Raw genomic sequence first — 26,270 nt, forward strand, 5'->3', positions numbered from 1 at the left:
CTCCCTGGGACAGACGTGAAAGTCCCTGAAAAGTCCCCAGGATGTCCCCGAGGCACTTCACTGATTACAGCTGGGAACGGGCGGCTTCAGGACCGGGCTGGGCGCTCTGAGACCGTCCCATGTGTGGGTGCAGTTGGTGCACCGCCAGGTAGCGAGACCTACGCATTACGAGGGCCTGCAAGATCGTGACGGCGGATGCCGGGATCTGCCTCCGGATCTCGTCTTGCCTGGCCAGACGGTCATCGCCCCTGCGAGATGTGATGCCCAGTCCAGCGGGTGCTGCCCCGTCCGCTCACACATCGCTCACGCGGTAAAAGACGCTGGGCCAACACTCCATGCTCGCTTTCAGGAGACAACGCCCTATCCACGTCAGCGACAGAAGCAGTCAAACTCAGGTAGCGCGAAAGAGATCGGCCTTGGTGGACCCCTCGATCTCCCGGGCCAGCGCCGCCAGGTCCGGCCAGCCCGCCCTGGCCAGGGTGGGCGCGGCAGCCTGCGGGCTCGACCCGGCCAGCCGGGTCAGCCCGCGCAGGGTCAGCAGCCGCGCCGAGGACGCGCCCCTGGACTCCGCCCTGATCCTGGCCGCGATCCCCGCATACAGCTCCGCCTCCTCCTTCGAAGGCACCACCAGCACCGTCTCGGCCAGCCGCTGCGGCAGCAGCACCTCGGCCTCGCTGCGCCGGTGACGAACCATCACCTCACAGGTACGGGCCCGCAGCTGATCCAGGTTGCGCGGCACCGAAGGATCCGTCCCGACTCCGGCGTGCCGCTGGCGGAACTGCGCGGGGGTACCCAGCAACCCGGGCGCGACCAAGCTCACCAGCTCGTACAGATCCTGCAACCGGTTGTCCACCGGAGTCGCGGTGAGCCGCAGCAGATAGCGGGCACGCAGGGCTCGGGCGAGTTTCCCCGAGGCGCTGCGCGGATTGCGCAACCGGTGCGCCTCGTCCGCCACCACCACATCCCACTGCCCTGCGGTCAGCCGGGACTTCAGCGGCTCCTGGCGCGCGGCGGCGATCGAGGCGAGCACCACCGGCCGCTCCGCGTCCGTCTCCTCCCAGCCCTGGCCCCGGGCGATCACTGTGGGCAGGCCGAACTTGCGCTCCAGCTCCTCGCGCCACTGCTCCACCAACCCTGCCGGGGTGAGCACCAGCGTCCGATCCGCCAACCCCCGCATCCGCAGCTCGGACAAAATCAGACCCGCCTCGATGGTCTTGCCCGGACCCACCTCGTCCGCGAGGATTGCCCGGCCACGCATCCGCCGCAGCACCGTCTGAGCGGTCTGCATCTGGTATCCGAACGGCACGAAGGACAGCTGCGGCAGCGACAGGAAGGGGTCGAAACCGGGCCTGCGCCACACCTCCACCACCGCATCCACCAGCACCGAGGTGGCCGGATCCACCGGAGCCGCGCCCAAGTGGGCCAACAACACCGTGAACGCGTCAGGCAGTTCTCCGGGCCGCGGAGCGGAGCCGTCGTCTGTGGGAGGGCGAATGGTGACGGTCCTCAAGCGACCTCGCTCGGGGAGCAGCGGAACGGATGGGAACGGGCACGCTCCGTCACCCGCGTGGACCAGCCTACCGACAGCACCGCCAGGCCCGGGACCTTAACCGTGGACGGGCCCGAGGAAGCAATCACATCCAGGTCCTGTGAGATGAGTCGCAGCGCGTGCCGGTAGGCTGCGCGGCCGTGAGCGAGTACCAGTACTACGAGTTCCAGGCCATCGACCGACCGCTGACCAAGGACGAACTCGACGGGGTGCGGGCACTGTCGAGCCGGGCCACGATCAGCGCGACACACCTCGTCAACGAGTACCACTACGGCGACTTCCGCGGCGATGCGCGCAAGCTGATGGAGCAGGTGTACGACGCCCATCTGTACTTCGCCAACTGGGGCTCGCGGCGCCTGATGCTGCGCCTGCCCACCGCCCTGCTGCCCGCCCGCGGCGCCGAACCGTACTGTACGGAAGATGCCCTGACCTGCTGGACCAGGAAAGGGCACCTGGTGCTCGACTTCTCCTACGAGGCCGAGGACGGCGGCGAGTGGGACTTCGAGACGTCCTTGACCCTCGCCTCGTTCACCGCCCTGCGTACCGAACTCGCCGCGGGCGACCTGCGTCCCCTCTATCTGGCCTGGCTTTCCGCGCTCACCCGCTGGGAGCTGGAGGAGGACGTTGACGAGGACGAGTACACCTCCGCCGTCGAGCCGCCCGTACCCGCAGGCCTTGCCCGTCTCACCGGCCCGCAACAGGCCTTGGCGGACTTCCTTCACGTAGACCCGCATCTGCTCACCGCGGCTGCCCGCGCCAGTGATGCCGCCCCTTCCGAGGCGATCGACAAGGACGCACTCGCCACCTGGATCCGCGCCCTGCCACCATACGAGAAGGACACCTTGCTGCTGGACGCCGCCCTGGGCACCGCCCCGCAACCGGGCCCCGCGCTGCTGGCCCGCCACCGCGCCGCGTCCCGCGGTACAGCCGTGTCGTCCACTGCTGCCCGGCGCCGCTCAGCCGCGGAGCTGCTCGACGCCGCCCACGAGGTGCGCACCGAGCACACCCGGCAGCAGGAACAGGCCCGCGCCCAAGCCCGCCGAACCGAGCAGCGGGCTCGCGAGAGCCACCTGGACCACCTGGCCGAGAACACACAGCAGGCCTGGCAGGACATCGCCCACCTGATCGGGCAGCAGCAGCCCGGCCCCAACGACACCGCCGTCACCCTCCTGAAAGACCTCCGCGAGATCCACGACCGGGCGGGCACCCCCATGGAGTTCACCCGGCGCCTCGACCACCTGCGCGAACAGCACCGCGGCAAGCCCTCGCTGATGCGGCGCCTCACCGACGCCGGCCTGACAGCCCGCTGAGGCGCGCCCGGACACGGTCCCGTGGCCCCGCCGCCAGGACACGGAGCGCTGCGAGAGCAGCCGAGCGACCGGCGGCGGACAGGCAGACCGGGGCGTCGACGGACCGGTCCCGCTCATCGAGGTAGCCGAGTTCGCGGCCTGTGTGCCAGAACCTCCACAGCAGCCGCTCGGTGTCCTTCACCTCCATCGCGGTACCGTCGTCGTGAATGAAACCCGCAGCGAGCACCGGATGGACGGCATCGCGCAAGTCCTCGCGGAGCCGGGGCGCCGCCCACAGCGCGCCCAAGGCACACTCGGCCACCTGCCGCTCCGCCGCGGACGTGCCGAGCCAGGCCAGCACGGCCGTATGCTGGCGCAGCTGGTGATCCACCAGCTGGGCACGCCCGGCCACCGAGAGCTTGAGCGTACGGTGGCGCTTGGTCACCAGCCAGTGGCTGCGGGCGAGTTCATGCAGATCGGCCAGCTGAAACAGGTCCGCCTCGGAGCGCGGCCCCTTGCCGATCGGGTACCAGTGCGGGTAGCGGGCGAACGCGGCTGCCACCACCTCCCGCGGCAGGTAGCCGGCCTGGGTCAGGGTGACACCGTCACCGATCTGCTCCAGCAGCCACCGCAGCGGCTCAGCCGTGTCCGCAGGCGCCGCGGCCGACTCTTCCAGGGCAGGCAGGACGGCGGCGAGCAGGGCACAGCTCTCAGTCGGGAGCGCCGCGGCCCACAACTCGCGCCGTTCACCCCGCACGGCCTCCAGCGGCGCGCGGCCCTCGAACGCGGGCTGCGCGGTGGTGAGCCAGTGCTGGACGAGCCGTCGGCGCGCCGCCGGGAGCGTACGCACGTCCGGGTCGAGCCCGCCCTCGTCCAGAGCCTGCTCCAGTCGATGTTCGAGGTTGGCACGGGCCAGCGCTTCCTGGATGCCCATGGCCTGCCCCCCCCAGCTCAGCTCGGGTACGTCGGGCGGGGTCGTGGGCGAGGCAGCCACGGCCTCGGCGTGAGCCGCGAAGCCCGCCTCCTCGGAGCACTGCCAGGCCGCCAGCACCTGGGCGGTGGTCCCGCTCGTGCACACCGCGGCGGCCCGAACGCGGCCGACTCTGGTCAGCAGGTCGGCCAGGACGGCGACAGCCCGCCGCTGCTCAGGGGTGTCCGCGTGCCACTTGCAGGGCAGCTCGTAGGAGTAGGAGGCCCACTGCATCGCCCTGATCAAGGGCAACCACCCCACCCTGCACACCCAGCTCAACCAGCTGCCCTGGCGGGAAACCGCCGGGCTCGACGGCAACGCCCTGGACCGGGCGATCACCCTCGACCACTACGAGCGTACCCGCGCACACCACCGCCACGAGATCCGCAGACTGAAGACCGCGGCCTTCGCCTACATCGACTACCCCGAAGCCCGCCAGGCCCTCCAAGTCATGCGCTGGAGGCAGGACTTCACCAGCGGCAAGCTCACCATCGAGCGCGTCTACCTGATCACCAGCGTGCCTCCGGGAGCTGCCGGCGGCGCCCAGTTCGCCGCCTGGATCCGCGGCCGCCAGAAGATCGAAAATCTTCTGCGCCACGTCCGGGACCGCACCTTCCGCGAGGACGACTCCAAGATCCATACCGGGCGACTCCTGCGCGTCATGGCCAGCCTGCGCAACCTCGCGATCAGCGTCCACCGCCAGGACGGACGCACCAACATCGCCGCTGCCCTACGCGAAGCCGCCCGCGACTGGAACCGACCCCTGACAGCCCTCGGACTCACCGGATGAACCCGGACAGAAGAAGATCATGCAACGGACCCTGCAGCGTCGGGGCCCTTGGTCTACGCCTGCTTCCGCGCTCCTTCGGCCTGGAGCATCATGACGTACACGGCAGCAACACCACGATGAAAGAACTGGGCTGACCTCCGCCCCCAAAGGCCTTTGGCCCCCGCCCTGTCGGGCGGGGGCCAAAGGCCTTCTCACATCACTGTCAGCGTTCGTGTGTCATGGCCGCCGTCAGTCCAGCCGCTCAGGACGAACTCTGTCGACCAGATGCACCAATGCTTCCTCCGGACTCCCGCCATAGAGGGCGAGGAACGCATCGTAGGCGCCGTACGTCCGGCCCCCCTCGGCGACGAGAAGCACGAGAGGACCGGAGGCCGCCATGCCCACGGGCGTCAGCTTCTCTCCCGTTCTCTGCTCATATCCCCTCAGCTTTTCGCCGTTGACGATGCGACTGGCGCGCTCGGCGTTCAGTTCGCAGCTGTGTGTCCCTGGATCGAGCGGATGGCGGGGGTAATCGAAGCACGTTCCGTTGAATTCCTCGACGAAACGCAGCGCCGTCGGCGAGCAGTGGATTCCCAGCTCATCCCAGACATCCCTGATGTGCTGGACGTCCGCTTCGGAGGCCACCCACCGGGCGTCCTCCGCCAGGATGTCCGACAGCCTTTCGGGCAGTCCTGCCTCGCGAGGGCTATCCGGCCGATCCGTCACGCGCGCCGCCCTCTCCCAGGATTCTTCTGCACCAGCCGCACGAGGGGAACGGTGCTCCGTCCGCCCGGGTGATGGTGAAGTAGTCGATCTCGTCGAGGCTTGCTCCGACATCATTCATCAGATTGTTGCACGCGTGGAACTCCGCGCAGGTCCCCGGATCCCACTCCTCCAGATGGTTCCCCTGGGCCTGCATGTCCTGTGCTTCCTGCAGGCGGGGAGCGAGATCGGGGTGGACGTTTCCAGGTACGGCACCGCTTTCGCCGTAGCGGCGCTCTCCCGTGTACCCGTCGCGCGCCCCGGCACCGGCGGTGTTGTTGGTACCGCTCTTCTTGGTCTCCGCCCTCGTCCACTCGGGGAGGTCGTCGTCGGCGCTGCCCGCAGGGCTCTTCTTCCCGCCGTCGTCACCGCCCTTGCCGCCCTTGCCGCCGCCCTCGGTCTTCGCTCCGCCCGAGTCGCCCTTCTTCGCCTGGGGCGCTTCCTTGGCCTTGGCCGGAGGGGCGGGCTTGGGAGTGGGCTTCGGTTTCGGGGTCACCGGTGGCGTGACCTTGTCGGCGGCGTCGACCGCGTCCTCGGTCTTCTTGGTCGCCTTGGTGGTGTCGGTCGCCGTGTCGACGGCGTCCACCGCCTTGTTGACGTACCGCGCGCCCTTCCCCGCCGTGGCCGCGTAGCCCGCGATGGGGATCGCCGAGGCGTAGGACAGCCCCGCGTCGATGTAGTTGCCTTCGGCCGTGTACCAGACGCCGTTGAGGAGGTCGGCGGGCTCTCCGAAGACCGGAACCAGGCCCAGGACATCGAGGGCACCGTGACCGATCGGGCTGATCCAGGACTCGCCCCAGTACAAGCCCGTCGGGTCCGGGAAGGCGAGTGGGTTGTTGCGGCCGTAGGCATACGCGTTGAGGTGTTGCGGGTCCGCGACGTTCAGCACGGGGTCGACGGAGACGAAGCGGCCCGTGGCCGGGTCGTATGCGCGGGCGCCGAGTTGGATGAGCCCCGTCGTCGCGTCCGCCGTGCCACCCACGAAGGACTTGTCACCCGGCCACGCGCCCGCCGCCGGCTTGGCACCACGCACCTCACCGAACGGCAGCGTCCGACGCTGTGTGATCGCCGAGTCCGCGGCCTTGATCGCGATCTCGGCCGTGCCGTTCTGGCCACCCACCAGCCAGGTCACACCGGCCGACGTCCGCATCGCGATCTGCCGGCCGCCGTGTGAGTAGTAACGCGTACCGGACAGGAAGTTCTTGGCCGTGTCGAGTCGGACCTCCTGGCTGCCCAGGTACAGCGTGACCGCGCCCTTCTCCTTGCGGAGCAGGCGCGTTCCATCCGCGCCGTACACGTACGAGGTCTTGTTCGCCTCGTCCAGGGTGTCGCCGGACAGGTACGGGGTGACCGCGCTCAGGCGGCCCTCCTCGTCCCAGTCCAGCTTCTGGTCGACCGCCGGGGAGAGGTCCGTCGCCGCCTTGGTGCGACGGACGGTGTTCCCCGTCTCGTCGTAATGGAAGCTCTGGACCGCTGTCACTTCCTTGGCCGCCGTCGCGGTGCGCACCTCCGCCGACTTCAGGGCGTGCGCGTGCATGCCGCCCTTGGGGTCCTGGGCCTTCGGCACGTACGTCGTCGTCTGCGTGATCGCCGCGTCGCCGGTCGTGCCGGTGGCGTGGCGGACCTCGCCGGTGCGGTTGCCCGCCGCGTCGTAGCTGTAGGAGTGCCGGTACGGTGCCGGGCCGCCGACGGTCGCCTCACCGGCGCTTGCCGCGCAGGCGGTGGCGGTCTGGGTCCACGCCTCGGTCAGACGGCGCAGGTAGTCGTACGTGAGGCACTGGACGTCCGCCGTCTTGCCCTCGGGTGTGTCCGCGATCTTCTGGATGTTGCCGGTGGCGTCGTACCCGTAGGTGATGTCGGAGTCGGGGGTCTTGACGATCTCCCGGTCGATGCGGGCGCGCTCCAGGCGCCGGGTGCCCTCCTCGTAGGTGTTGGTGAGCCAGGTGTACTTGTCGGCGCTGGCCGTGCCCAGGGTGAGCTGGAGCATCTCGCCGTAGTTGGAGTAGCGGGTCTCGCGGGCGTAGTCCGTCGCGTCGCCCAGGGTGAAGGACGCCAGACCGGTCGCCGTGTAACCGGTGGTGATCGTCTCGGCGGGTAGACCGCCGGCTGCCGGGAGGCCGACGTCGTCGATCGAGCCGTCCGGCTTGTACGACACCGTCGAGGTGTAGGTGCCCGCCAGCTTGCCCTCGGAGGCAGGGATCGTCACCGAGGTCTTCGTCGGACGGCCCGCCACGTCATAGGCGTCGACCGAACTCGTATAGGCGTCGTCACCGACCCACCTGGTGGCCGCGGCCAGACGGCCCTTGCCGTGGGGGACGGTGGCGCTGTCGTACTCCCAGGTCGTCAGCTTCTTGTCGCCGTTGTACAGCGAGCGCTGCCGGCCCAGCTTGTCATAGGTGAAGGTGAGGGTAATCGCGCGCTGGTTGCGGATCGTCTTGAGCTGGTCCAGGTCGTTGTACGTCATCCAGGACGTGCCGGCGTCCGGGTCGACGGCCTGAGTCTGACGGCCGCGCACGTCGTACTCGTACGACCAGAGGTTGCCCGACTCGTCCTTGACCTCGGAAACATGGCCCGCGGCGTCGTAGTCGTAAGACGTCGTGTCCGCCGCGCCCGTGGGCGTCGAGGCCTTGAACTCGAGGACCTTGGTGGTCTGCCCCTGCGCGTTGGTGTACGTCGCGGTGGGCGTGCCGCCGGCCGGCGGGTCGACCGTCGTGTGGTCGCCGTGGTACGCGGTCTTGGTGCGCCACTTCTCGGTACCGGCGACGCGGAAGATCGAGTCCGTGGCCCGGCCCGCCGCGTCGTAGACCGTCTCCGTCTCCCGGGGCGTGCCCTCGGAGGCGTCGACGACGTTCACGAACGTCGTGCCGACCGCCGCCGTGTTGTAGAAGGGGCCGATCTCCTTCACCGCCAGGCCGCGGGTGTCGTACTCGGTGGTGGTGATGACGCGTCCCGAGTTCGCGGCCGGGGTCTGCGTCTGACGCGGGCGCAGCAGGCCGTCGCTGAGCTGGTGGCTGGTGGCCACCGAGCCGTTGGGAAGGAGAGACTTCGTCGTGGTGACGACGGGCCCGTTGTTGCGGATCAGGTAGGCGTACTCAAGGTTTGGCGTGTCCGTGGCCTTGGCGCGGCCTGGGAGCCAGACCTTCAGGAGTCGGCCGAGGGCGTCGTACTCCAGGTCGGTGCGCTGCTTGTTGGCATCGACCGTGGCGGTGACCAGGCCCCAGCGGCGGTCGACCGTGGACGTGGTCGTGTTGCCGAGCGGGTCCTCGACCTTCATGCCGGTGACCGGGCCGCCGGTCGTCGGCGTGTACGTCGTCTTCGTCGCGTTGTTCGCCTGGTCGGCGGACTCCACGACACGGCCGTGCACGTCGTACCTGGCCGTGGACGTCGTCACGTACTGCGGGGTGCCGTCAGCGGCGTACCCCTTGACCTTCTCGCTGCGCACCACGTCACCCTTGGTCGGCGTGGTGCCGTAGGTGTCGCGGTCGTCGTACCAGGTGCGGACATCGGAGATGGCCACGCCCGTGTACGAAGTGGGCGTGCCCTCGTCGCAGTTGACGGGGACGACCGTGACCCGCTTCAGCAGCGTCAGCAGGTTCGCGTCGGTGTTGCGGTTGTACTCGTTCGTCGTGCAGGTGTCGTCATCCTCGACGGCGAGGTCGCCGGAGTCGGAGGAGCGGACAAGCATGCCGTACGCGTCGTAGAAGTGCTCGATGGAGGCGCGGCGGATCTTTCCGTTGTCGAGGACGGTGCGGGTCTTCACCGACTTGACGGCGGCGAAGCTCGCCTCGTCCTTGCCCTCCGTGGCCGTGGCGTCGGACTTCCAGGGGGTGCTGACCGAACCGGTGATCTCTGTCTCGCCGTTGAAGCTGCGCTGTTCCACGACGAAGCCCTGGTGGCGGGCGTCGTCACGGATCTTCATGCCGTCGGAGGAGGTGACCGTGACAGACTTGGTGCCGCCGGACTCCTTCTCACGGTCGCCGTCCATGCCCTGGAGGTAGGTGGTCTGGGTCCGGAGCTGTTTGCTGGCCGCCTCGCCCGTCTTCATGGTGACGGTGCGATAGCCGCGCCACTGGTTCCAGGTCTTCTTCTTGGTCTTGACGAGCTCGCTGTCGTCGAAGGCCCAGGCCGCGCCGGAGTAGTCGTAGGAGGTGACCTTGTTCGGGCCGGTGACGGTGACCTCGTCCTCGATGACCGTGTCGACGACGAACTTGTGGAACCAGTCCTCCTTCTCCCCGACCGTGCCCTCCTTCGACCAGAAGGACGGCATGCAGCGCTTGGTGTTGGTCTCGGGGGTGGGGAGGTTCGTCGGCGTGCACTCGGTCGGCTTGTAGTTGACCGAGATCGTGCCGCCCGTCTCCGACTGGATGGCCCGGATGCGCCACTTGTACATGGGCAGTCGGTCGTCGGAGCCGGTGTCGACCCGGTTGGCGTCCTGACGCTCGTAGAAGATGACCTTCGGGAGCTTGTTCGCGCCGTCCTTGCCGGAGTGGGTGACCGACTCCAGCCACATGGCCGGGGCGTGCGTGGTGTCGGCGCTCTGGTACTTGTGCGCCAGCTCCCACTCGTCGACGTCTCCGTACGTCTTGCCGTCGGAACCCAGGACCTGTGTGGTGACCTTGGACAGGCGCTTGCGGGAGAAGAAGGTCGGGGACCACTGGTCCTTGCACTCCGTGTCGGAGGTGCAGATCTGCTCGAACGGCACGTCCGGCCAGCGCTTGGCGGTGGACTCCTTCAGATCGGCCGGCTCGCAGTCGGCGGCCGCGCCGGTGCAGCGCTCGGCCACGTCGAAGACGACCTGCGAGGGCGCGGCGGTCGTGTTCTCCTTGCCCTGCTGCTCGCCGTACTCGATCCGCTTGAGCCAGCCGCCGCGGTCGTAGAAGACGACCTTGTCGCCGCGCACCGAGTCGTACTTGTTGGTCTCGGTGCCGTAGTAGTACGTCATCGTGTTGCCGTGCACGTCGACGACGTAGTCGAGGTTCCAGCGCCAGGCCTGCTGGCAGCGGGACTCCTTGAAGGTGTCGGCATGGCAGGGCTCGTCCTTGTCGTCACCGAAGACCGGGACCTCGAAGGTGGAGCCGGTGTTCTCGGCGTCGGCGGCCTCCGACTCGCGCTTGCCCTTGCCAAATTGGTAGCGAGTGCCGTCGGTGGTGGTGACGACCCAGTACTCGTCGTTGTTGTCGGAGTTGAAGCCGTCGTACCTGCGCTCGATACGGGTGCCGTCGTCCTGCTTCAGACGCCACTCGTCCTTGCCCTTCTTGACCAGCTCACCGGCCCGGCCGCCGAAGTTCATGGTGGCGTTGTCGGAGTGCCAGCACAGGTCGTACTTCTGCGCCCCGGCCTCGTCGTGGCCGTCCTCCGTGCAGGAGCGGTACGAGCGCTCGATGTAACCGGCGGAGAGGTCGAAGCCCTCGCCGATCCAGGACGTCTGGTTGTTGCTGGAGGCCGTACGGCCGTCCGTGGACGCCGAGTTGTAGCCGAGGCCCAGCTGCGGGGAGGGTCCGGCGATGGCTGGCGGTACGCGCAGCGGGTACTGCCAGGTGAAGCTGCCGGTCTGCCCTGCGACCTGCCAGGACGCGGACGGGGCGAGCGAGGTCGCGGTGTACGAACCCGATCCGCCCGCCGGACCCGCCGCGACCGCGAGCATCGGTGCCTTGGCGGCGGGCAGCGCGGTGACGTCGGCGGTGAGCCTCTGGTCGCGGACGTCGTTGTCCGTCTTCAGCGGGGTGACGGTCTGGCACTTGGCCGCCTTAGGCGTGGTCAGCGCACAGGCGGGCAGCTCTACCAGACGCAGCCGCTGGGCCCAGTCGCCGCCGTATGCCTGGGCGAAGGCGGTGTAGTCGACCTCGACAGAGACCTTGCCGTTGGAGGTGCGGCTGTCGGCGCGGGCCACCTTCAGGAGCAGGCCGTCGATGCCGGCCTTCTGCGCGGCAGCGTGACTGAGGACGTCGACCTTGGCGCGGGTGGGCGTGGCAGCCGCCGTCGTGGAGCGAGCCATGCCCTTGGGCGGACCGACGCGGACCGGGAGCGAGCCTGCCTTGGCGCTCGACAGCGCGCCTCGCTTCTTGGAACCCGCGAGATCGACGGTCGCGCTGCCCGCCTTCGGCCAGGTGGCCCTGGGGTTCAGCGGTTTGCCGTACCCCGTGGTGTGCTTGACCGGGGTGACCTGGCCGTCCTGCTCGACCACGGGGGTCGAGGTCACGTCCTGTGTCTTGGGCCGCCGCTTCTCCCGGGCCTCGTCGGGGTCGTCGCCGAGGGCAGGAGTGCCCTGGAGCAGGGTGATGGTCAGGGCTGATGTGATGGTTACGGCGAGGGCTCTCGCCCAGGTATGTGCAGTATGTCTGCGTGATGCGCGCACGCGCGCTCCCCCTCCCGTGTGGATGTGGAAAATGCCCGGGCACCCGAGGAGTTCGGATGCCCGGGAGGGCGGCTCTGGTCAGAAGCCGTCGGTGGTTTCTCAGCCGTTGGCGAGCCGGAAGATCTCGGTACCGGAGAGCAGACCGGGGACGAGTCGTACGTCGTCGATGTCGCCGGTGAAGGGGTCGGACCAGTCGGCGCCGTACTGGGCGCGGCCGATGTTGAGGCCCTTGGAGGCGTTCCAGACGTCGGTGACGGTGGCGCTGCCCTGTTCCTCGCCGTCGACGAAGAGCGTGAACTTTCGGGCGACCGGGTCGTACGTACCGGCCAGATGGACCCACTTGTTCACCGTCGCGGGGCGCTCGCTGCTGGCCATGGCGCGAACGAGCTCCGAGTCGGCCGTGTCGCTGATGTGTCGGCCGAAGATCCAGCGCTTGTAGGCGGTGGAGTAGTAGAGGTTGAGGCCGTTGCCCTGGCTGCCCGCCTGGCTGACCACGGAGATGTTCTTGGCCAGCGACGTGGGCCGCACCCACGCCGAGACGGTAAAAGCCTGTCCGGTGTGCACGCCGGAGGTGGCGGTGGCGTGGTCGGTGGTGCCGTTGAAGCGCAGCGCCTTGTCGGCCGGGTCGTTCGCGGAGTTGTTGCCTGCGACCCAGTCGGCGCCCTTCACCGTCAGGTCGCGGTCGTGGCCGGAGGTGTCGGGGGCGGTGGTGCCGGTGGTCTGGTCGAGGTCGTAGACGGCGGCGGCGCAGCTGTCGGCGAGGATGTCCGCGCAGGCGCGGTCGACGGTGAAGAAGTACTTCTCCAGCGGACCCCGGTTGCCGGCCCGGTCCACGCTGCGGACGTAGAGCACGTTCGGACCGAAGGTGCTGGTCGGCACCTCGATGACCGCATTGCCGCCAAGGGAGGCCGGGGTGGCCTTGCGGGTGGGCGTGTCGTTGCCGAGGTCCCATTCGTAGTACTCGACGTCGTTCTTGAAGACCGAGTCGGAGTTGCCGTTCGCGGAGAGGGTGAAGTGCCGCTCGGCGCCCATCGGAAGGTCGGACTCGGCCGCCACCGGTTCGACGCGCGGCTTGGTGTCGGGCCTCTCCACATCGACCACGAACTCGCACCAGTCGGACCACTCGGAGTACCCGGAGTCCTTCAGCTTGCCGGTGGAACCGTCGTACGTCTGGGCGTGCCACTTGTAGCCGTGACCGTGGGCCAGCTCCCTGACGGGGATCTCCCGTTCGAACTTGCCTTCGTTCTGCGGCCCGTCCTTGCCCTCGTAGACCATGGGCCGGCCGTCGACCTGGTCCCAGACCCGGAAGGTCGCTGTGAGGTTCTGGCCGGTGCCGTCGGTGTGGGAGTCGGCGTCGGTACCGGTGACGGACATTCTCGGGGTCGCGTCCCGGATCCACGGCCGCTTGGTGTTGTCGGTGGTGCAGAGCTTCTCGTCCGGGTTGGTCAACCGCTCACCGGTGGGCTTGCTCGGACGGGTGTTGTATGTGACGACGAGCTTGGCGTTGTCACCCCGGAACCGCTTCCAGGAGTTGGGGTCGCCCTCGTCGGAGGCGCGCAGCGAGAACGCGATCGGGTCCTCGCCCGCGGCCTTCTTCCGGACGGAGGAGGTGAGGTTCTCGTTGCTCTCGTCGGCGTTGTCCGAGAAGTCGACCCAGCTGGGCGGGGCGTCCGGGCTGCAGCTGTCGCCCCGGCCGTACGCGACGTTCCGGTCGACCATCAGGTCGCCGTCCCCCGGCCTGTTGTTCCAGTTGGTGGCGGAGTCGACACCGCCCTCGGCGACCATGTGCAGGTTGACGGTGCTCTTGGTGCAGGAGAACGAGAAGGTCTCATAGACCTCGAAGACCGCCTTGGAAATGGTGCGGTTCTTCCAGCCCTTGGTGGCGAACTGGAAGTACATCCGGTTCGTGTACGGCGAGTTGCTGCACACGTAGTAGATGCCGCCGATGGTGTCGGCCGAGCAGCGGCCGACACCCTCGTCCTTCTTGAACTTGTGGAACTCGATGCTCGGGTTGGCGCTGGACACGTACAGCCACTCGCTCTTCGACATCCCGGCCTCGGGGTCGATGTAGACCGGGAAGTCGGTGTCCGCAGCGGTGAGCAAGGTCCGGTCAGGCTGGACGGTGACTTCGGACGCGGAGACATCGAGGGCCATGTCGACGACCTTCGCGCCGGCGTCGGGCGCTTCCTGGGCCGGGGTGTCCTCGCCGGAGGCAGGCACCGCGTCCGCCGGGACCTCTCCCGCGGCGTCTGAGGAGTCCCACATCCTGGGTGCCTGACCGCCGAAGACGCGCTCGCCGGAGGCGTCCAGCGCCTGGAGGCCACCGGTCGAGCCGGTCTCGAGATCGAGGCCCTCCGACCGTACGGGCAGCCGCAGTTCGGCCAGCTCAGGATTGCGGGCCGCCTCCGGAGTCTTCACCTCCAGGACGTACGAGTAGCCGGTGACCGAGGCGCTGGCCAGCAAGTCCACACCGGACAGCACCTCGCGGTACTCGGCGGTGTCCCCGTTCAGGACCGGCTCGGGCAGCGGCGTGGGCCACTCCAGGGTGAACGACCTGCCGTCCTCTCCGAGCGTGACGAAGTCGGACGAACCGGCCGCCGCGAAGGCCAGGTCCACGACGGCGGCCTTGGGCCCGATCGTCCCGTCCGGGCGCCGCTCCAGGGTCGGGTCCGCCTTCACCCAGCTACCGTCGGGACGCTCCACCCTCTGCGGCTGGACGCTGGTCTCACTGGTCAACGAGCCGTCCGGGTTGGCGTAGACGAGTTCGTCTTCGGTGCGCTGCTGAATGATCTCCACCGGTTCGCCGGTCTCAGCTGCCAGTGCGAATGCGGCCTCCTCGCCCGAGGCGGCCGGCGTGCTGCCGGCCGCGTCGGCCGGACTGGTGACGGCGGGCAACGAGCCCAGGACGACGGCGCCGCCGAGCAGCACGCCGAGCGTCCGGGCAACACGAAGCCGCCGGAACCAAGGGTTGGTCATGCCCTTGTCTCCCCCCAGGCTCTCCCCAGAGCCTGCTATGAAATTGATGTGGTCATGCCGTACAGCAGTGACGAAAGAAAGATATGGGGCCTCCTTTTCCGAATCAAAGGCGTTTCAAGAGTGAGCCGCGCCACAGGCCGCTTCCTGCCAGTCGGTCAGGTGTGCCATCCCCGGGGGCAGCACGGACCCCGAAGGCGGCGGTGAACGGCTCGTCGGCGAAGACCTGGGGTTCCGATGTATTTCGGTGACCAGGGACGATGAGGGGCCACCCTGGTCCGCGTCGACGGCTTTTTCCGCACGCAGCCGCTTGTATCCCGACAAGACGACAATCTGTCAGGGCCTGCGACCGCCCGAACGGGGACGCAGGTGTCGGCAACGGCTGAATTTGGGTTCTGGATCACTTTCCGTGCTGCTGACGGACGGTCACCGTCCCGGCGGGGACCGGGCACCGGTCACACGGCCAGCAGGACTCGCTTGCACAGCAGGTCCAGCCCAGCGCGGCCGAACATCTGCCGCTTGAGCATCTTGATCCGGTTCACCTGGCCCTCCACCGCGGCCGAAGTCGTCGACCCGCTTCTCCTCGTCGGCCGCGGCCTGGTGGAATCCGGCGCGGGCGTAGAACGGGTGTCCGCGCAGTTCGGCCGCGAGCGTGGGCAAGTCCCCCCGGATGTCCTTGAGCAGGATGTCCCTACCGCCGCTGCGGGACTCCGAGGCGACCGCGTAGGAATCGGCGTCTCCATCACCCCGTCGCGGAAAAAGAAGTCCATCGCGGTCCGGAAGCGGTGGACGACGAGATCCCCACGCGGCGTCTCGGCCCGTTCATCGAGCGTCGCCCAGACGGTGACGTCCATCGCGTCCCTCAGGCCGACTTCACGAAGTCGTACAGGAACGCGCTGAACGAGTCGGCCACGCGTACCGGCCCGGCGGAGTCCTCAGTGAGGCAGTGGACCGCGCCGTCGGCCAGGTCGACGTCGTGGTAGACGTAGCCCTGGGGGGAGGCGACGAGCAGGGCGCGGCTCAGGTCGCATTCGATGCCGAACTCCGCGCAAGTCGCCTCAGCGCCTGCCCGGCTACCGAGCGCCGCCAGGTCGAAAACGGTCTCCCCCGCGAGCGCGTCCGCCCCTGGCCGGCGCCCATGCGCCGCGGGAAGTCAGCGTATTCGGGATCCAGCGGCGCCCCCTGGTCCTGGGAGATCTCCCCCAGCTCGCACTCAGAGAGCCCCCGGGACTCACGGTGGTCGACGAAGCCCTCGTCGACCAGGCGCGCGTACACCGTCCGGAACGGGCCCTCTGGGTACGCGCGTTGCTCGCCGGACAGCACCATCACTCAGCCGCGTCCGATGCCTAACTGGTCCAGTAGCCGGAAGAACAGTTCCTCCGCGAAGTCGCTGTCCTCCTCCGCGAACGTCGCGAGGAGGCCTGGCGGGTCGGGGGTGAGGCCCGCTTCCCGGGCCCAGGTGGCCGCAGCTTGTGCGGCCGGCTCCGGGAGGGGGAACTCGGCGTCGAAGTCCTCGTCGTCGTCCTCGCAGTAGGCCTCGGCGACCTCGCGCGCGAGGCAGGCCCGCCAGTGGCCGGCCGCCGGGGAGTATCCCTCGACGAAGACCGTGTCGCTGTCCAGCACGAAGCCGGTCAGCGCCGGTGCCCCCGTCTCCTCGGCCAGTTCCACGAGCATCGCCGGGCCCTCGTCGGCGAGTTCCGGGCCCGGGTAGCGGCCGATCTGCCAGCCGCCGGGGCGGTGTTCGTGTTCGTCGATGCCGTCGTGCCGGTCGGTGACGGCTTGGAGGTCGTCGAGCGGGGCCTCGCTGCGGCACACGACATAAGCCCCCAGAAGCCCACGGTCAGGCCTCCCCGACCGTGCGTCGCTGCAGTCGCTGTCGCGCCCAGGCGACGAAGCCCGGGAACACCCCGTCCGCCTCGGCCTGGTCGACCAGCGCGGCCACGTCAGCGACCGGGTCGTCGTCGATGCGCAGCACGATCTCGCTCTGCGCGGCGCCCCACATCCTGACCAGTTCGCCGTTCGGGTTGGTGCGGGTCTCCTCCAGAAGGGTCTTGCGGTCGAGCAGCCGCGTCATGCGCGGAAGGTCCTCCTCCACGAGGACGCGGGCGAGTTCCCGCCCGCACAGATCCCGCGTCCGCGGCTCCGGGAAGGCCACCGGGATCTGAACGGCATCTCCTCGTCGGGCTCGTGGGCGACCTCGGCCGGCGGGATCACGGGGCAGGTGGCAAGGGCGCCACTGGCATCGGGGGCCGGCGGGTCGACGTGCTGCCGCTTGACGAATTCCCAGTACGGCAGCGGGACGACCGAGAAGGTCACGTCGAAGACGTGCCTGCCCGGATCGACGGCGTGGGTGTCGAACTGCAGGAACAGGTGGTCGCCGTTCCCGGCCGCGAGACGGAAGGTCCTGCCCTTCTTGCTGAAACCGGCCGTTTTCATGACCGGGGCGACATGCTCCCGGACGAGCGTGTCCAGGGGGTTCACCAGGCCCTCCTCAAAGAGCGCTCGCGTCCTCGAACACCACGCGGAGGTTCTCGCGGGCGGGGTCGTGCTCGGGGATGCCCGGCGGCAGCACCGGCGCCAGAGCCCGGAACACCGCGTGCATCGCCCGGTCGTCGTATCCGGCGAGCGTCTCGGTCGCCTGCAGCAACAGACCGCCGCCGCGCAGTTCCCGTACGGCGTGGAAGGCGCCGGTGGCCGCGAAACACGAGGCACCGCCGAGCCGGGCGGCGAGCTCGCTGGGCACGCCGGTGACCCAGGAGTAGCCGCGCAGGTAGGTGCGGGACTCGCTGAGGTACTTGCGGTGGCTTCGCCGCAGAGCCGCCTCCAGGTCGGGCTTGTCGTGGAAGTTCAAGTAGTCGACACGCGCGAAGACCGGGTCGGCCCCGTCGAGGGCCGCCGCCAGGAAGTCGACCAGGCGTGCGCAGAAGTCCGGGTCGACGATCCGGTCTCCGCCCGGGAGGAACACGGAAAGCTCGGTGTGCGTACCGCCACGGCCTGCGTGCTGACTGCCCACGCGCCCGTGGTCATCGACCCATTCGTCCTCGCCCGACGGCTCGTGGAAGCCGGCGCTCGCGTAGAAGGGATGCGCACGCAAGGCCTCGGCGAACGCCGGCCAGTTCTCCCGGACGTTCCTGAGCCGGGTTTGCCGCCCGCCCCTGAACGACTCGGTGGCACGGGCGTACGAGTCGGCGGTCTCCTTCGCCCCGCTTGAGAAAAAGGAGTCGATCGCGGTCCGGAACCAGTGGACGACGAGGTCCCCGCGGGGCGCCGCGGCCTGTTCGTCGAGCGTGGCCCAGATGGTCACATCCTTGTTGGGGGCCTCGTCATCCATCACAACCCACTCCTCCTCACGTCGTTACCGACCCTACTCAGTGCCCCGCTAGGCGAACGCGCCGCCCGTGAGGCCGTTGACGAAGAAGCCGACCGTGAACAGCACGCCGGTGAAGACGACCGCTCCCGCTCCGGCCTTCTGCGCATCCGGAGAGATCTGGAAGCCACCCGCCGCCCCGCCGGCCGACGCCACCCCGGTCGGGCCCGGCGCAGGTTCCAGGGCCGGCGCGTCGACCGTTCCCGGTGCGGGCTCCTCGACCGGTGCCGCGGTGCTCGCGCTGGGCGTGGGGACGGGGCTTGGTCCGGGCTTGGGCGTGGGGTTGTCCCGGTTCTTGCGTCCGTAGAAGCGCATGCCCTGGTACTCGGGCTCGGACTTCGACCAGATATTCACTATGCCCTCCCGGGACGCCGCCCGGCCAAAGAGCAGGCCGGCCCCCCGTTCCACGGTCCGGTCGTCGCCTTCGTCGTCCAGGTACTCCTCCATGCCCTCGACATACCTGGTCAGGTCCTCGGGACCGTCCGTCTTGCCGTAGGCGTTGATCTCCCTGGTGTACCAGTAGGTGGCCGCGTTGCCGCTCGTGTCCTCGACGTCAGAAGCTTTGTCTATGAGTTCCGGGACATCTGAATCCACGTGGTGTCGTGCCTCTTGGAGGCAAGGGGCACGACACCGCGAAATCTCTCCCGACCTGCGGATATGCACTTTCACGACCTTCGGTTGGCCACCACTGGTTTTCACCGACGTGTGCAATGCCCGCGCAAGATGATCTTGAACGTCTGACGCTACATCAGAGAAGTTTGGTCCACACAAGTCGTCACGGACGGTGATGCCGGATTCGTTCGAGCGTGGGCGACAGGGCTCCTGCCAGAGCGCCCCGGTGTCGATGTCGCGTAACGACCATTGCCCACGTCCCTTGGACGGCCACGTACGGCCACGAAGGGGGCCGGTACCGACATCACCTACAGCACAAGGCGACTGTCCACGGTGCGCTGGCGGTAGATCACGGGTTGGGCCGCTCACGTGGCGGGTTCACGACCAAGCTGCACCTGGCGGTCGGGCAGGGCCAAAAGCCCATGTCGATCGTGGTGACGGCAGGGCAGCGTGGCGATTCGCCGCAGTTCCAAATGGTGCTGGAGGACGTCCGCGTGCCCCACGTCGGGCGGGCCGCGCGTTCGTCCCGATCGCGTGAGCGCTGACAAGGCGTACGCTTCCCGCGAGAATCGCACCTACCCGCTGGCGGATGGAGTGGGTTTACGCAGACTCGTTCCCGTGCCCGCGCGAGGCTTGCCGAAGCACCCCACAACAGTCCGAAGTACGGCATTCTGACTTCATGCTCACCTCGATCCGAGCCACTGGCGAGCCAAGGACCTGACCCTCGCCGAGCTCGCCGCGTTCGTCGAGGACGCGCGGAAGGCCGGCGTCCCGGAAGACCGGCCCATGCGCGCCGAACTGTCGACGAGCGGGAAGATCAAGACGATCGAGATCCCGCTCAGCGCCAATGACTTCTGACCAGCCCGCCATACTGACCGTTCGCGACACACCCCCATGCCGGGCGCTCCCGAACCTGCCGCATGCATCCGTCGGCAGGCCCGCCTCGTCCAACCGGCATGAACCCACCCTCCCCGGAGTCCTTGCCGCGCGCACCCACGCCCCGGTCTCGCAGGCCGAGGCGGGGGCATGTTGCGGCAGCAGCCTCGCCGCGATCCGAGCGCTTCCCAGTTGCGACCTTTCCAGGGCGAATCGGTGGACGATCAGGTCGCCCTCGGCCAGTCTGGTTAGTTATGTCTGAGGATGCAGGAAGTCGTGACGAGCAGCAGCACTCCGACGGCAGGCTGGACTACGCCGTACAGCGTGTAGAAAAAATAGTGCTCTCCGTCATCGGGTTCGCCTTGCCGGTGATCACAGCTGGTGGCATCTTGCAGGCGGGAAAGTTCGAGAGTCACGGACTCGGCGTCGTCACTGTGGGTGTCAGCGTCATCGTCGGCCTGTTCGTGGGGCGGTATCTATGGCTGGCTCTCGATCCTGCCAACAGCCCTGAGCAAGCTAATCGTCAGCGCGTCCGGGAGGCTGAACGCAGCTTCGAAAACGCTCTACGAGCGGGGCAAGCGACGGCGCCTCGCCTCAACTCAGCTCAGGACGCGGATCCTGACACTTCCAATGTTTCGCCCTCGGCGGCCAGCGCCGCCAACGGGGCCATAGTCAGGCCTCAACTCGGGGGCCTTGCGCTACCCGAGCTCTGGAGCCTGACGCACACTCGCCTTGACGCGTACCACGAAATCGCTCTGGCACAGGCGAAGCGCTCGTTCCGCAATGCTCAGGTAGCCATGGGTCTGGGATTCGCGCTCCTGCTGGCCTTCGTATTTGTCGCGCTGAACGCCAGCACGACGGCCGGTGCAGTCGTCGCAGGTGGGCTTGGCGCGGTCTCAGCGGCACTCGCCGGATACGTAAGCCGCACATTCGTCGTGTCGCAGACGGCCTCAGCGGCGCATCTGCGTGCCTACTTCGATCAGCCGCTGGAGTTCGCCCGGTACCTTGCTGCTGAGCGGATCATCATGGACTGCGGGCTCGACCAAGCCCAGCGGACGGAGGTGCTCACGTCGCTGGTTCAGGCGATGGTCGCTCCGCCGGCCATGGTGGACCCGACTAGCCAATTGAACAACCGTGGTGTCTCTCAATGATCAGGGCTTGGCCGTGTCGTCATCCGGTACTCGCCGACCGGCCTCTGTCGGACATCTCGGGATCGGGGACATGGAGGTGCGCCTCGCCTCGGCGGCTCGCCGCCGAGTCCGTCAACACGACAACGGCCATCGATCTCAATGCCGGGTGGTTCCGCGGCAACTACGAACTCCTGCTGCCCATCGGGCTCGCCCTGACCGTCGGCACCTTCTCATCCAGCTCATGACCGCGGCATGGCGACGTGACGAACGCGCCCTTGTTCAGGCGGCGTTCGGCATCATGACCGGCGTCCTATGGCCTGTTCCAAGCGGCCAACACCTCCGTCGACGACGCGATCCGCCGCGTGGTCAAGGTCGATCAACTGGGGACCGTGTACGGCCTCGGCTGGGGTGCCACAGGCCTGATCGCCGTGGGGTGCCCCATCGGCGCCTTCCTCTACTGGGGTGTCATAGTCGCCCGCAAAGTCGGCGTGCTCATCATGGTCACCCTCGCCGTGTTCACCGGGGTCGAAGGCGGCTGAGAGGTCGCCAAGCGGTGGCGGCGCGGCTGGATCGAGGCCACCGCTACCTTGATCGTCTCCAAGCTCCTGATGACCGTCGACCGTGATCACGAACACGTTCGAGGGTCTGGAACTTGCCGAACTGACCTTGGTAAGCGCCGAAGTAACGACCACTCAGGCTTTGTCGAAGCGCACGTACGAACGGACCTGATCGGCTCCGCAACATAGCCCGGCCCTGTGCCACCACCTCTCTACACGGCTTCACGCCCGATAAGTAATCCCAATTGCAACAATGTGCAATTTTTGCCCCCTCAGCATCATGCATCCGCACATCATGAGGCTGTCTCCACGCGCCCAGTCCGTACACAGTTGATCAAGCGGCGGCGAACGAAGGTTTCATGAGCTGCCACCCCTGGTTGACCACGCCCGTCAGATGCCGGTCCAACGGCGAACCGTCGGCCTCAGTGCATCATCAATCGCGCACTGTCCGCGGGCGCGGGCATCGGTCGAGCGGGGTGTGGCCCGGTCGAAGTTCTGGCGGATCTTCCTCAGGGCCCGGTGCGGCCCGATCGGGGCGCGGGACCTGGGCGTCTCGGTCCGCACCTACCGCCGCTACGTCGCCAGCATCCTGCTCATCCTGGAGGCCTCGAGCCGCCCGCAGGCGGCGCTGCTCGCGCGGGAGCGCGGCTGGATCTGAACCGGCCCGCCGTTTCCGAACCGGCCCGCCGAACTGCCGAATGAATTCGGACCCACCGGAGACTTTCCATGTTGGAAAGTCGAGCTAGACTTTCCAACATGGCAAGTATCCTTCCCGAAGATCCCGCCGCCGCGCGCGCGGCCCTCGACAACGCAGACACCGCCCGCGCCACACTCGCCGACCGGGCTACCGCACCCTGGTGGTACCACGCCGGCCTCGGTCTCGGCGTGGGCCTCGTCTTCGCGTCGATCGACGTCGGCGGCAGCCTGGTCCCCACCGGCGTGATCGTCGGTGGAGTCGTCCTGCCGGCGGCGCTCACCCTGAGCGTCGCCCGCTCCCGGGGTGTCTCTGTCAACCGCTCCGTGTCCGCGCCGGGCACTCGCAGGCTGAACGGCCTGTTCCTCATCGTGCTCATCGCCCTCCTCGGTATCGGCCTGGCCCTGAAACTGGCCGCGGTCCTGCCGGGCGCCATGTCGGTCGCCGGTCTCCTCGCGCTCGCCTTCACCGTCTACGTCAGCCGACGCAACGACGAGGCGCTGCGCCGCGATCTGCTGCGCCGGACCTGACCGTGCCCGGCCTCGACGAGGTGATCCATCCGGCTCATCGGCTGCAGATCTGCGCCATGCTCGCGGCGGTCGAGTCCCTGGAGTTCTCCGTGGTCCGCAACGCCCTCGACGTCAGCGACTCCGTGCTGAGCAAGCAGATGAAGGTCCTTCAGACGGCCGGCTACGCGACGGTCAGGAAGGCCCCGATGAACTCCCGCACCCACACCTGGCTCGCCCTCACCGACCAGGGCCGTGCGGCCCTGGCCGGCCATCTGGCGGAGCTCCGCCGCATCGCGGCTCTGGCCGACCCCGCGAAGCAGTAGCGCCACACGGCCGCGGTGTACTCCTCGGCGGTACATCGCAGCGGTACCGTGCCTTTCAGCCGTGCGCCACCTGCTCCGGGACCAGCTCCCTTGCACGGTCCGGGGTCACCGCCCCGAAGAGCACGGTGTCCATCCCGACGGTGGCGAAGAGCGCGGCGCCCACCCTGGCGACCTCAAGGGCATAGATCTCCTGCTCGAGCCCAGGGACTGTCCGCGAGCGCAGCACCCGTCCGTGGAGGATGGTCGACTTCAACGAGAAGTAGCAGGTCTCTGCTTGCTACCCGCGGTGATACAACGTGATGAGCTCGTGTGCGGGGTAGCTCTCGGCGTCCAGGAGGCTGGTCATCAGCCGCCATAGCTCGGTGCGGCGGGTGCCGTCGGTCAGCTCGATGGTCATCCGGACTTCGATGATCCGTACCTCGAGCCGTCCGCAACCGCGCCCGGACTGGTATCTCCCGGCGCGCGGGAAAGCGGCGAGGCTTCCCCGGGCGGCGCGGTTACGCTTCTCCGACGTGGCGGACGGTGGGCAGGGGGAGAGCGTGGGACGACCGCTGTTGTTCCTGGACGTGGACGGGCCGCTCAATCCCTATGCGGCCAAGCCGGAGAGGCGGCCCGACGGGTACACCACCGTCAGAGTGCCCGTCGACACCGCGACTCCGGACGAGGAGAGAGGTCTCTGGGCACGGAGGCGGTCCCTTCGGATCTGGCTCGATCCCGGGCACGGGCGATCCCTGCTCCAGCTCGGCTACGAACTGTGCTGGGCCACTACATGGATGGACGACGCCAACCGGTGGATCGCCCCGGTGATCGGCCTGCCCCGGCTCCCCTTCGTCGACTTCGGCGACAACTTGCTCCGGGACCGCCCCGACGGGGTCCACTGGAAGACCGCCCCTCTGGTGGAGCACGCCGCCGGCCGGCCTTTCGCCTGGGTGGACGACGAACAGAGTGACCTGGACCAGGCGTACGTGCGCACACACCACCCCGGACCCGGGCTTCTGCACCACGTCGATCCGCGCGTCGGTCTGCGTGCGGACGACTTCCGCGCGCTCGCCGGCTTCGCCCGCGTCCTGGCAGAGGGCACTGGGCCGTGAGGATGCCGGCGGGTTGCGCCGGGGTCAGGTCGGGTCCGGCTGCTGGATGCTGTCGCCTCGGTTGTTGAGGGCGACGGAGGTGGCGACGCGGCGGAAGTCGTTCATCACGCCGAACATGGTCTTGTTCGAGGGCAGGAGGGCCAGGAGCGCGGGCTCGTCCGCCAGCGCGGCGGCGAGCATCTCCTTGTAGGCGTGGTAGACCCGCGCCGTGTAGCCGGGTTCCGTCGCCGCGTTCAGCCGGTGGTCGTTGCTGACCGCGATGGAGGCGACGTCCATCAGGTAGCAGTCGAACAGGTCGGTGACGTTCTTGGACTCGGCGTTCCCGTCCCCGCCCCGCGCGAGCACCCGCGCCATCTCCACGACGATCTCGCGGTAGATCCGGTGCCGGGTGCTGCTGGGGAACGCCGCCATGATGTGGTCGGCCTGCCCCGCGCCTTCCGTGCTCATCGTGCGCGGCGTCCTCAGGTCCGTCAGCCCGGGGACCGCGAGCGGGACACTCTGGAACATCAGCTCCTCGTCGGGGATGTCCCCGTTCTGCGAGGCCAGCGGATGCAGACCGATCTCATGGGCCAGCATGCCCATCACATAGCCGATGTCGTACTTCTCGAAGTAGTAGCTGGCGAGTTCGATGTCGACGCCCTGAGCGCCCCGGTCGACCACGTTGGCCGGGGTCTCCGTGGTGCGCACGAGCAGGGTGATGCGGCACGGTCGACCGGCGATGTAGGTCTTGATCGTCTGGTGCGCCTCCAGCAGTTCGATGATGTGGATGGCCTTCTCGCGGTACCCGTCGTCCGTGTACTTCAGGTTGGTGAACTCGTAGTTCCCGGACCTGAACGGGGTCAGGGTCGGTGTCTGCACCATGTGGGCCGCGACTTCGGCCGCCCCCTCGGTGGAGCGGGGCAGCGACACCGGGTCCACCCAGACCGACTCGCGGAGGGTGGGGGCGCTCGCCGCGCGGGCGTCGTTCCAGGTGCGTTCGGTGACCGGCTCCTGGGCGGTGGGCACGTTCCCGATGAGCGCGCCGAGGAGGGCCAGATGACGGCCGCGGAGCCCGGCGGCCGTGAGGGCGGGGTCCTCGGGCGGCGCGTTCAGATCGCCGAGGAGGCTGCCGGGGACGTGCGCGCGGTGCGGGGAATCGGCGTCGCGGTACTCGTCGCGCAGGCCGAGCTGGTGACTCAGTTCGTGCACCAGCTGGACCGGGGAGGCGTCCGCCCACCATGTGTTCTGGTCCATCGCGCGGTCCCGGCCCGCCAGGTCCACCCTGAGGTGGGGGTCGTCGGCGGGGTCGACGTACTCGACCGTCACGTTCAGCCGGTCGCCGTTGGGGAGTCGGTACGCCGGGTCGTTCAGGAACTGATCGACCCCCTCGCTCAGTTGGTCGCGGACATGCGCGATCTGACCGTCCGTGCCGCGCATCGCGACGCGGACGGTGAGGTCGGTGACCTGCTCGCCCCCGTGCGAGAACCGGCGCGCGTCGAAGCCCGACCTCACGACGTAACGGGGGCGGCTGTCGCGCGGGCCGCGCGGAGCGGGTGCGGTGGGAGACGCCTCCGGCGCGGTGCCCGGCAGGGGGAGACGCGGGGCGGCGGTCTGGATGCTGTCGCCGCGGTTGGTGAACGTGAAGCTCGCGCCGAGACCCAGGAAGTTGCCCGTGACCTTCCACCAGACCTTGTCCGGCGGGAGGAACTGCCGCAGGGGACTGCCCTCCGGCAGATGCGCGGCCAGCAGTTCCTTGTACGCGTTGTACGCCTTCGCCGTGTTGCCCGGCTCCCAGGCCGCGCCCCGGCGATTGTCGTTCGTGACCGCGATCGTCGCCAGGTCCATCAGGTAGCAGTCGATGATGTCCGTGGCGTCCCGGGTGGCGGCGCCGTCCTCCCCCGCCTGCGCGTCCTCCGCCAGGATCTCGGCCATCCGCACGACCATGTCGCGGTAGATCCCGTGCCGGGTGCTGCTCGGGAAGGCGGCCATGATGTGGTCCGCCTGGCCGGCGCCCTCCGTGCTCATGGTGCGCGGCGTCTTCAGGTCGGCGAGCCCCGGCACCATGAGCGGGACATCCTCGAACATCGACTCCTCCACGGGGATGTCCGTCCTCCGTGAGGCCAGGGGGTGCAGGCCGATCTCATGGGCCAGCATGCCCATGATGTAGCCCATGTCGTACTTCTCGAAGTAGTAGCTGGCCAGGTTGATGTCCACGCCGTCCTGGCCACGGTCCGTGACGTCGGCGGGGGTCTCGGTCGTCCGCAGGTGGAGTGTGATGCGGCAGGGGCGGGTGCCGATGTAGTCCCGGATCGTGTCGTGCTTGCGCAGCAGCTCGATGATCCGGATGGCCTTGTCGCGGTACCTCTCGTCCGTGTGCTTCAGGTTCGTGAACTCGAAGTTCCCCGACTTGAACGGCGTCAGGGTCCCGGACTGCAACATCTGCGCCGCGACCTCGGGCGCGCCCT

General features: G+C 68.5%; 18 protein-coding genes and 2 pseudogenes. 8 read left to right on the forward strand and 12 right to left on the reverse strand.

Annotated features, from left to right (window positions below; genetic code table 11):
- Positions 1-391: 391 nt before the first annotated feature.
- On the reverse strand, positions 392-1,402 hold the full coding sequence (locus ACWCPM_RS11660) for a DEAD/DEAH box helicase (RefSeq protein ID WP_450975953.1): 1,011 nt from the start codon (positions 1,400-1,402) through the stop codon (positions 392-394).
- A 287-nt stretch (positions 1,403-1,689) separates the two neighbouring features.
- Between ACWCPM_RS11660 and ACWCPM_RS11665 the strand changes: the two genes are divergently transcribed.
- Positions 1,690-2,859 carry a hypothetical protein gene (locus ACWCPM_RS11665; protein ID WP_450975954.1) on the forward strand — a complete coding sequence of 390 codons (1,170 nt, stop codon included), beginning with the start codon at positions 1,690-1,692 and terminating at the stop codon, positions 2,857-2,859.
- On the opposite strand, the gene ACWCPM_RS11670 is transcribed toward ACWCPM_RS11665, so the two are convergent.
- Positions 2,831-4,060, reverse strand: coding sequence for a hypothetical protein (locus tag ACWCPM_RS11670; protein ID WP_450975955.1), 1,230 nt, complete (start codon positions 4,058-4,060; stop codon positions 2,831-2,833). The genes ACWCPM_RS11665 and ACWCPM_RS11670 overlap by 29 nt on opposite strands.
- Before the next feature lie 199 nt (positions 4,061-4,259).
- On the opposite strand from ACWCPM_RS11670, the gene ACWCPM_RS11675 reads away from it, so the two are divergent.
- Positions 4,260-4,598, forward strand: coding sequence for a hypothetical protein (locus tag ACWCPM_RS11675; protein WP_450975956.1), 339 nt, complete (start codon positions 4,260-4,262; stop codon positions 4,596-4,598).
- A 228-nt stretch (positions 4,599-4,826) separates the two neighbouring features.
- On the opposite strand, the gene ACWCPM_RS11680 is transcribed toward ACWCPM_RS11675, so the two are convergent.
- The 8 genes from ACWCPM_RS11680 to ACWCPM_RS11715 all read right to left on the reverse strand — a co-directional run bounded on the left by ACWCPM_RS11680 (position 4,827) and on the right by ACWCPM_RS11715 (position 18,628).
- Positions 4,827-5,303 (reverse strand): SUKH-3 domain-containing protein, encoded by a 477-nt coding sequence (locus tag ACWCPM_RS11680; RefSeq protein WP_450975957.1) that lies wholly within the window; start codon positions 5,301-5,303, stop codon positions 4,827-4,829.
- A complete protein-coding gene (locus tag ACWCPM_RS11685; RefSeq protein ID WP_450975958.1) occupies positions 5,284-11,694 on the reverse strand; it encodes an RHS repeat-associated core domain-containing protein in 6,411 nt (2,136 codons plus the stop codon). The genes ACWCPM_RS11680 and ACWCPM_RS11685 overlap by 20 nt, the downstream gene beginning before the upstream one ends.
- 99 nt (positions 11,695-11,793) lie before the next feature.
- The gene (locus tag ACWCPM_RS11690) at positions 11,794-14,670 is read right to left on the reverse strand and encodes a LamG-like jellyroll fold domain-containing protein (protein WP_450975959.1); all 2,877 of its coding nucleotides are present in this window, start codon (positions 14,668-14,670) and stop codon (positions 11,794-11,796) included.
- A 1,326-nt stretch (positions 14,671-15,996) separates the two neighbouring features.
- A complete protein-coding gene (locus ACWCPM_RS11695; RefSeq protein WP_450975960.1) occupies positions 15,997-16,482 on the reverse strand; it encodes a hypothetical protein in 486 nt (161 codons plus the stop codon).
- A gap of 25 nt (positions 16,483-16,507) precedes the next feature.
- Positions 16,508-16,741, reverse strand: a complete 234-nt coding sequence (locus ACWCPM_RS11700) for a hypothetical protein (RefSeq protein WP_450975961.1) — start codon at positions 16,739-16,741, stop codon at positions 16,508-16,510.
- Entirely contained in the window at positions 16,738-17,148 is a 411-nt protein-coding gene (locus ACWCPM_RS11705) for a hypothetical protein (protein ID WP_450975962.1), read from the reverse strand. Before ACWCPM_RS11705 ends, ACWCPM_RS11700 begins: the two co-directional genes overlap by 4 nt.
- 10 nt (positions 17,149-17,158) lie before the next feature.
- The gene (locus tag ACWCPM_RS11710; RefSeq protein WP_450975963.1) at positions 17,159-17,998 is read right to left on the reverse strand and encodes a hypothetical protein; all 840 of its coding nucleotides are present in this window, start codon (positions 17,996-17,998) and stop codon (positions 17,159-17,161) included.
- 48 nt (positions 17,999-18,046) lie between these two features.
- The gene (locus ACWCPM_RS11715) at positions 18,047-18,628 is read right to left on the reverse strand and encodes a hypothetical protein (protein WP_450975964.1); all 582 of its coding nucleotides are present in this window, start codon (positions 18,626-18,628) and stop codon (positions 18,047-18,049) included.
- Between the two features lie 1,148 nt (positions 18,629-19,776).
- On the opposite strand from ACWCPM_RS11715, the gene ACWCPM_RS11720 reads away from it, so the two are divergent.
- The 5 genes and pseudogenes from ACWCPM_RS11720 to ACWCPM_RS11740 all read left to right on the forward strand — a co-directional run bounded on the left by ACWCPM_RS11720 (position 19,777) and on the right by ACWCPM_RS11740 (position 22,735).
- Complete coding sequence (locus ACWCPM_RS11720) at positions 19,777-20,673, forward strand: TRADD-N-associated membrane domain-containing protein (protein ID WP_450975965.1); 897 nt, start codon at positions 19,777-19,779, stop codon at positions 20,671-20,673.
- Positions 20,670-21,269 (forward strand): annotated as a pseudogene (locus ACWCPM_RS11725) (SCO6881 family protein); the annotation flags it as partial. The gene ACWCPM_RS11720 and the pseudogene ACWCPM_RS11725, both read left to right, overlap by 4 nt.
- Before the next feature lie 472 nt (positions 21,270-21,741).
- Positions 21,742-21,867 (forward strand): annotated as a pseudogene (locus ACWCPM_RS11730) (helix-turn-helix transcriptional regulator); the annotation flags it as partial.
- 98 nt (positions 21,868-21,965) lie between these two features.
- Positions 21,966-22,433: a hypothetical protein gene (locus ACWCPM_RS11735; RefSeq protein WP_450975966.1), complete on the forward strand. Its 468-nt coding sequence runs from the start codon at positions 21,966-21,968 to the stop codon at positions 22,431-22,433.
- 2 nt (positions 22,434-22,435) lie between these two features.
- Positions 22,436-22,735, forward strand: coding sequence for a transcriptional regulator (locus ACWCPM_RS11740; protein WP_450975967.1), 300 nt, complete (start codon positions 22,436-22,438; stop codon positions 22,733-22,735).
- 55 nt (positions 22,736-22,790) lie between these two features.
- Here ACWCPM_RS11740 and ACWCPM_RS11745 read toward each other — a convergent pair whose 3' ends face one another.
- Positions 22,791-22,988 (reverse strand): hypothetical protein, encoded by a 198-nt coding sequence (locus ACWCPM_RS11745; protein WP_450975968.1) that lies wholly within the window; start codon positions 22,986-22,988, stop codon positions 22,791-22,793.
- A 286-nt stretch (positions 22,989-23,274) separates the two neighbouring features.
- Here ACWCPM_RS11745 and ACWCPM_RS11750 point away from each other — a divergent pair, with 286 nt between their 5' ends.
- Positions 23,275-23,826, forward strand: coding sequence for a hypothetical protein (locus tag ACWCPM_RS11750; protein WP_450975969.1), 552 nt, complete (start codon positions 23,275-23,277; stop codon positions 23,824-23,826).
- Positions 23,827-23,850: 24 nt separating this feature from the next.
- Here the strand turns inward: ACWCPM_RS11750 and ACWCPM_RS11755 are convergent.
- On the reverse strand, positions 23,851-26,270 hold a 2,420-nt coding region (locus ACWCPM_RS11755), incomplete at its 5' end, for a hypothetical protein (RefSeq protein ID WP_450975970.1).

The organism is Streptomyces sp. NPDC002309, assembly GCF_053593375.1.

Bases quoted from the DNA above. Each gene is read 5' to 3' on its own strand.
- ACWCPM_RS11710 (WP_450975963.1), bottom strand. From the start codon at position 17,998: ATGGATGACGAGGCCCCCAACAAGGATGTGACCATCTGGGCCACGCTC.
- ACWCPM_RS11735 (WP_450975966.1), top strand. From the start codon at position 21,966: ATGGCAAGTATCCTTCCCGAAGATCCCGCCGCCGCGCGCGCGGCCCTC.
- ACWCPM_RS11690 (WP_450975959.1), bottom strand. From the start codon at position 14,670: ATGACCAACCCTTGGTTCCGGCGGCTTCGTGTTGCCCGGACGCTCGGC.
- ACWCPM_RS11675 (WP_450975956.1), top strand. From the start codon at position 4,260: ATGCGCTGGAGGCAGGACTTCACCAGCGGCAAGCTCACCATCGAGCGC.
- ACWCPM_RS11700 (WP_450975961.1), bottom strand. From the start codon at position 16,741: ATGACGCGGCTGCTCGACCGCAAGACCCTTCTGGAGGAGACCCGCACC.
- ACWCPM_RS11720 (WP_450975965.1), top strand. From the start codon at position 19,777: ATGTCTGAGGATGCAGGAAGTCGTGACGAGCAGCAGCACTCCGACGGC.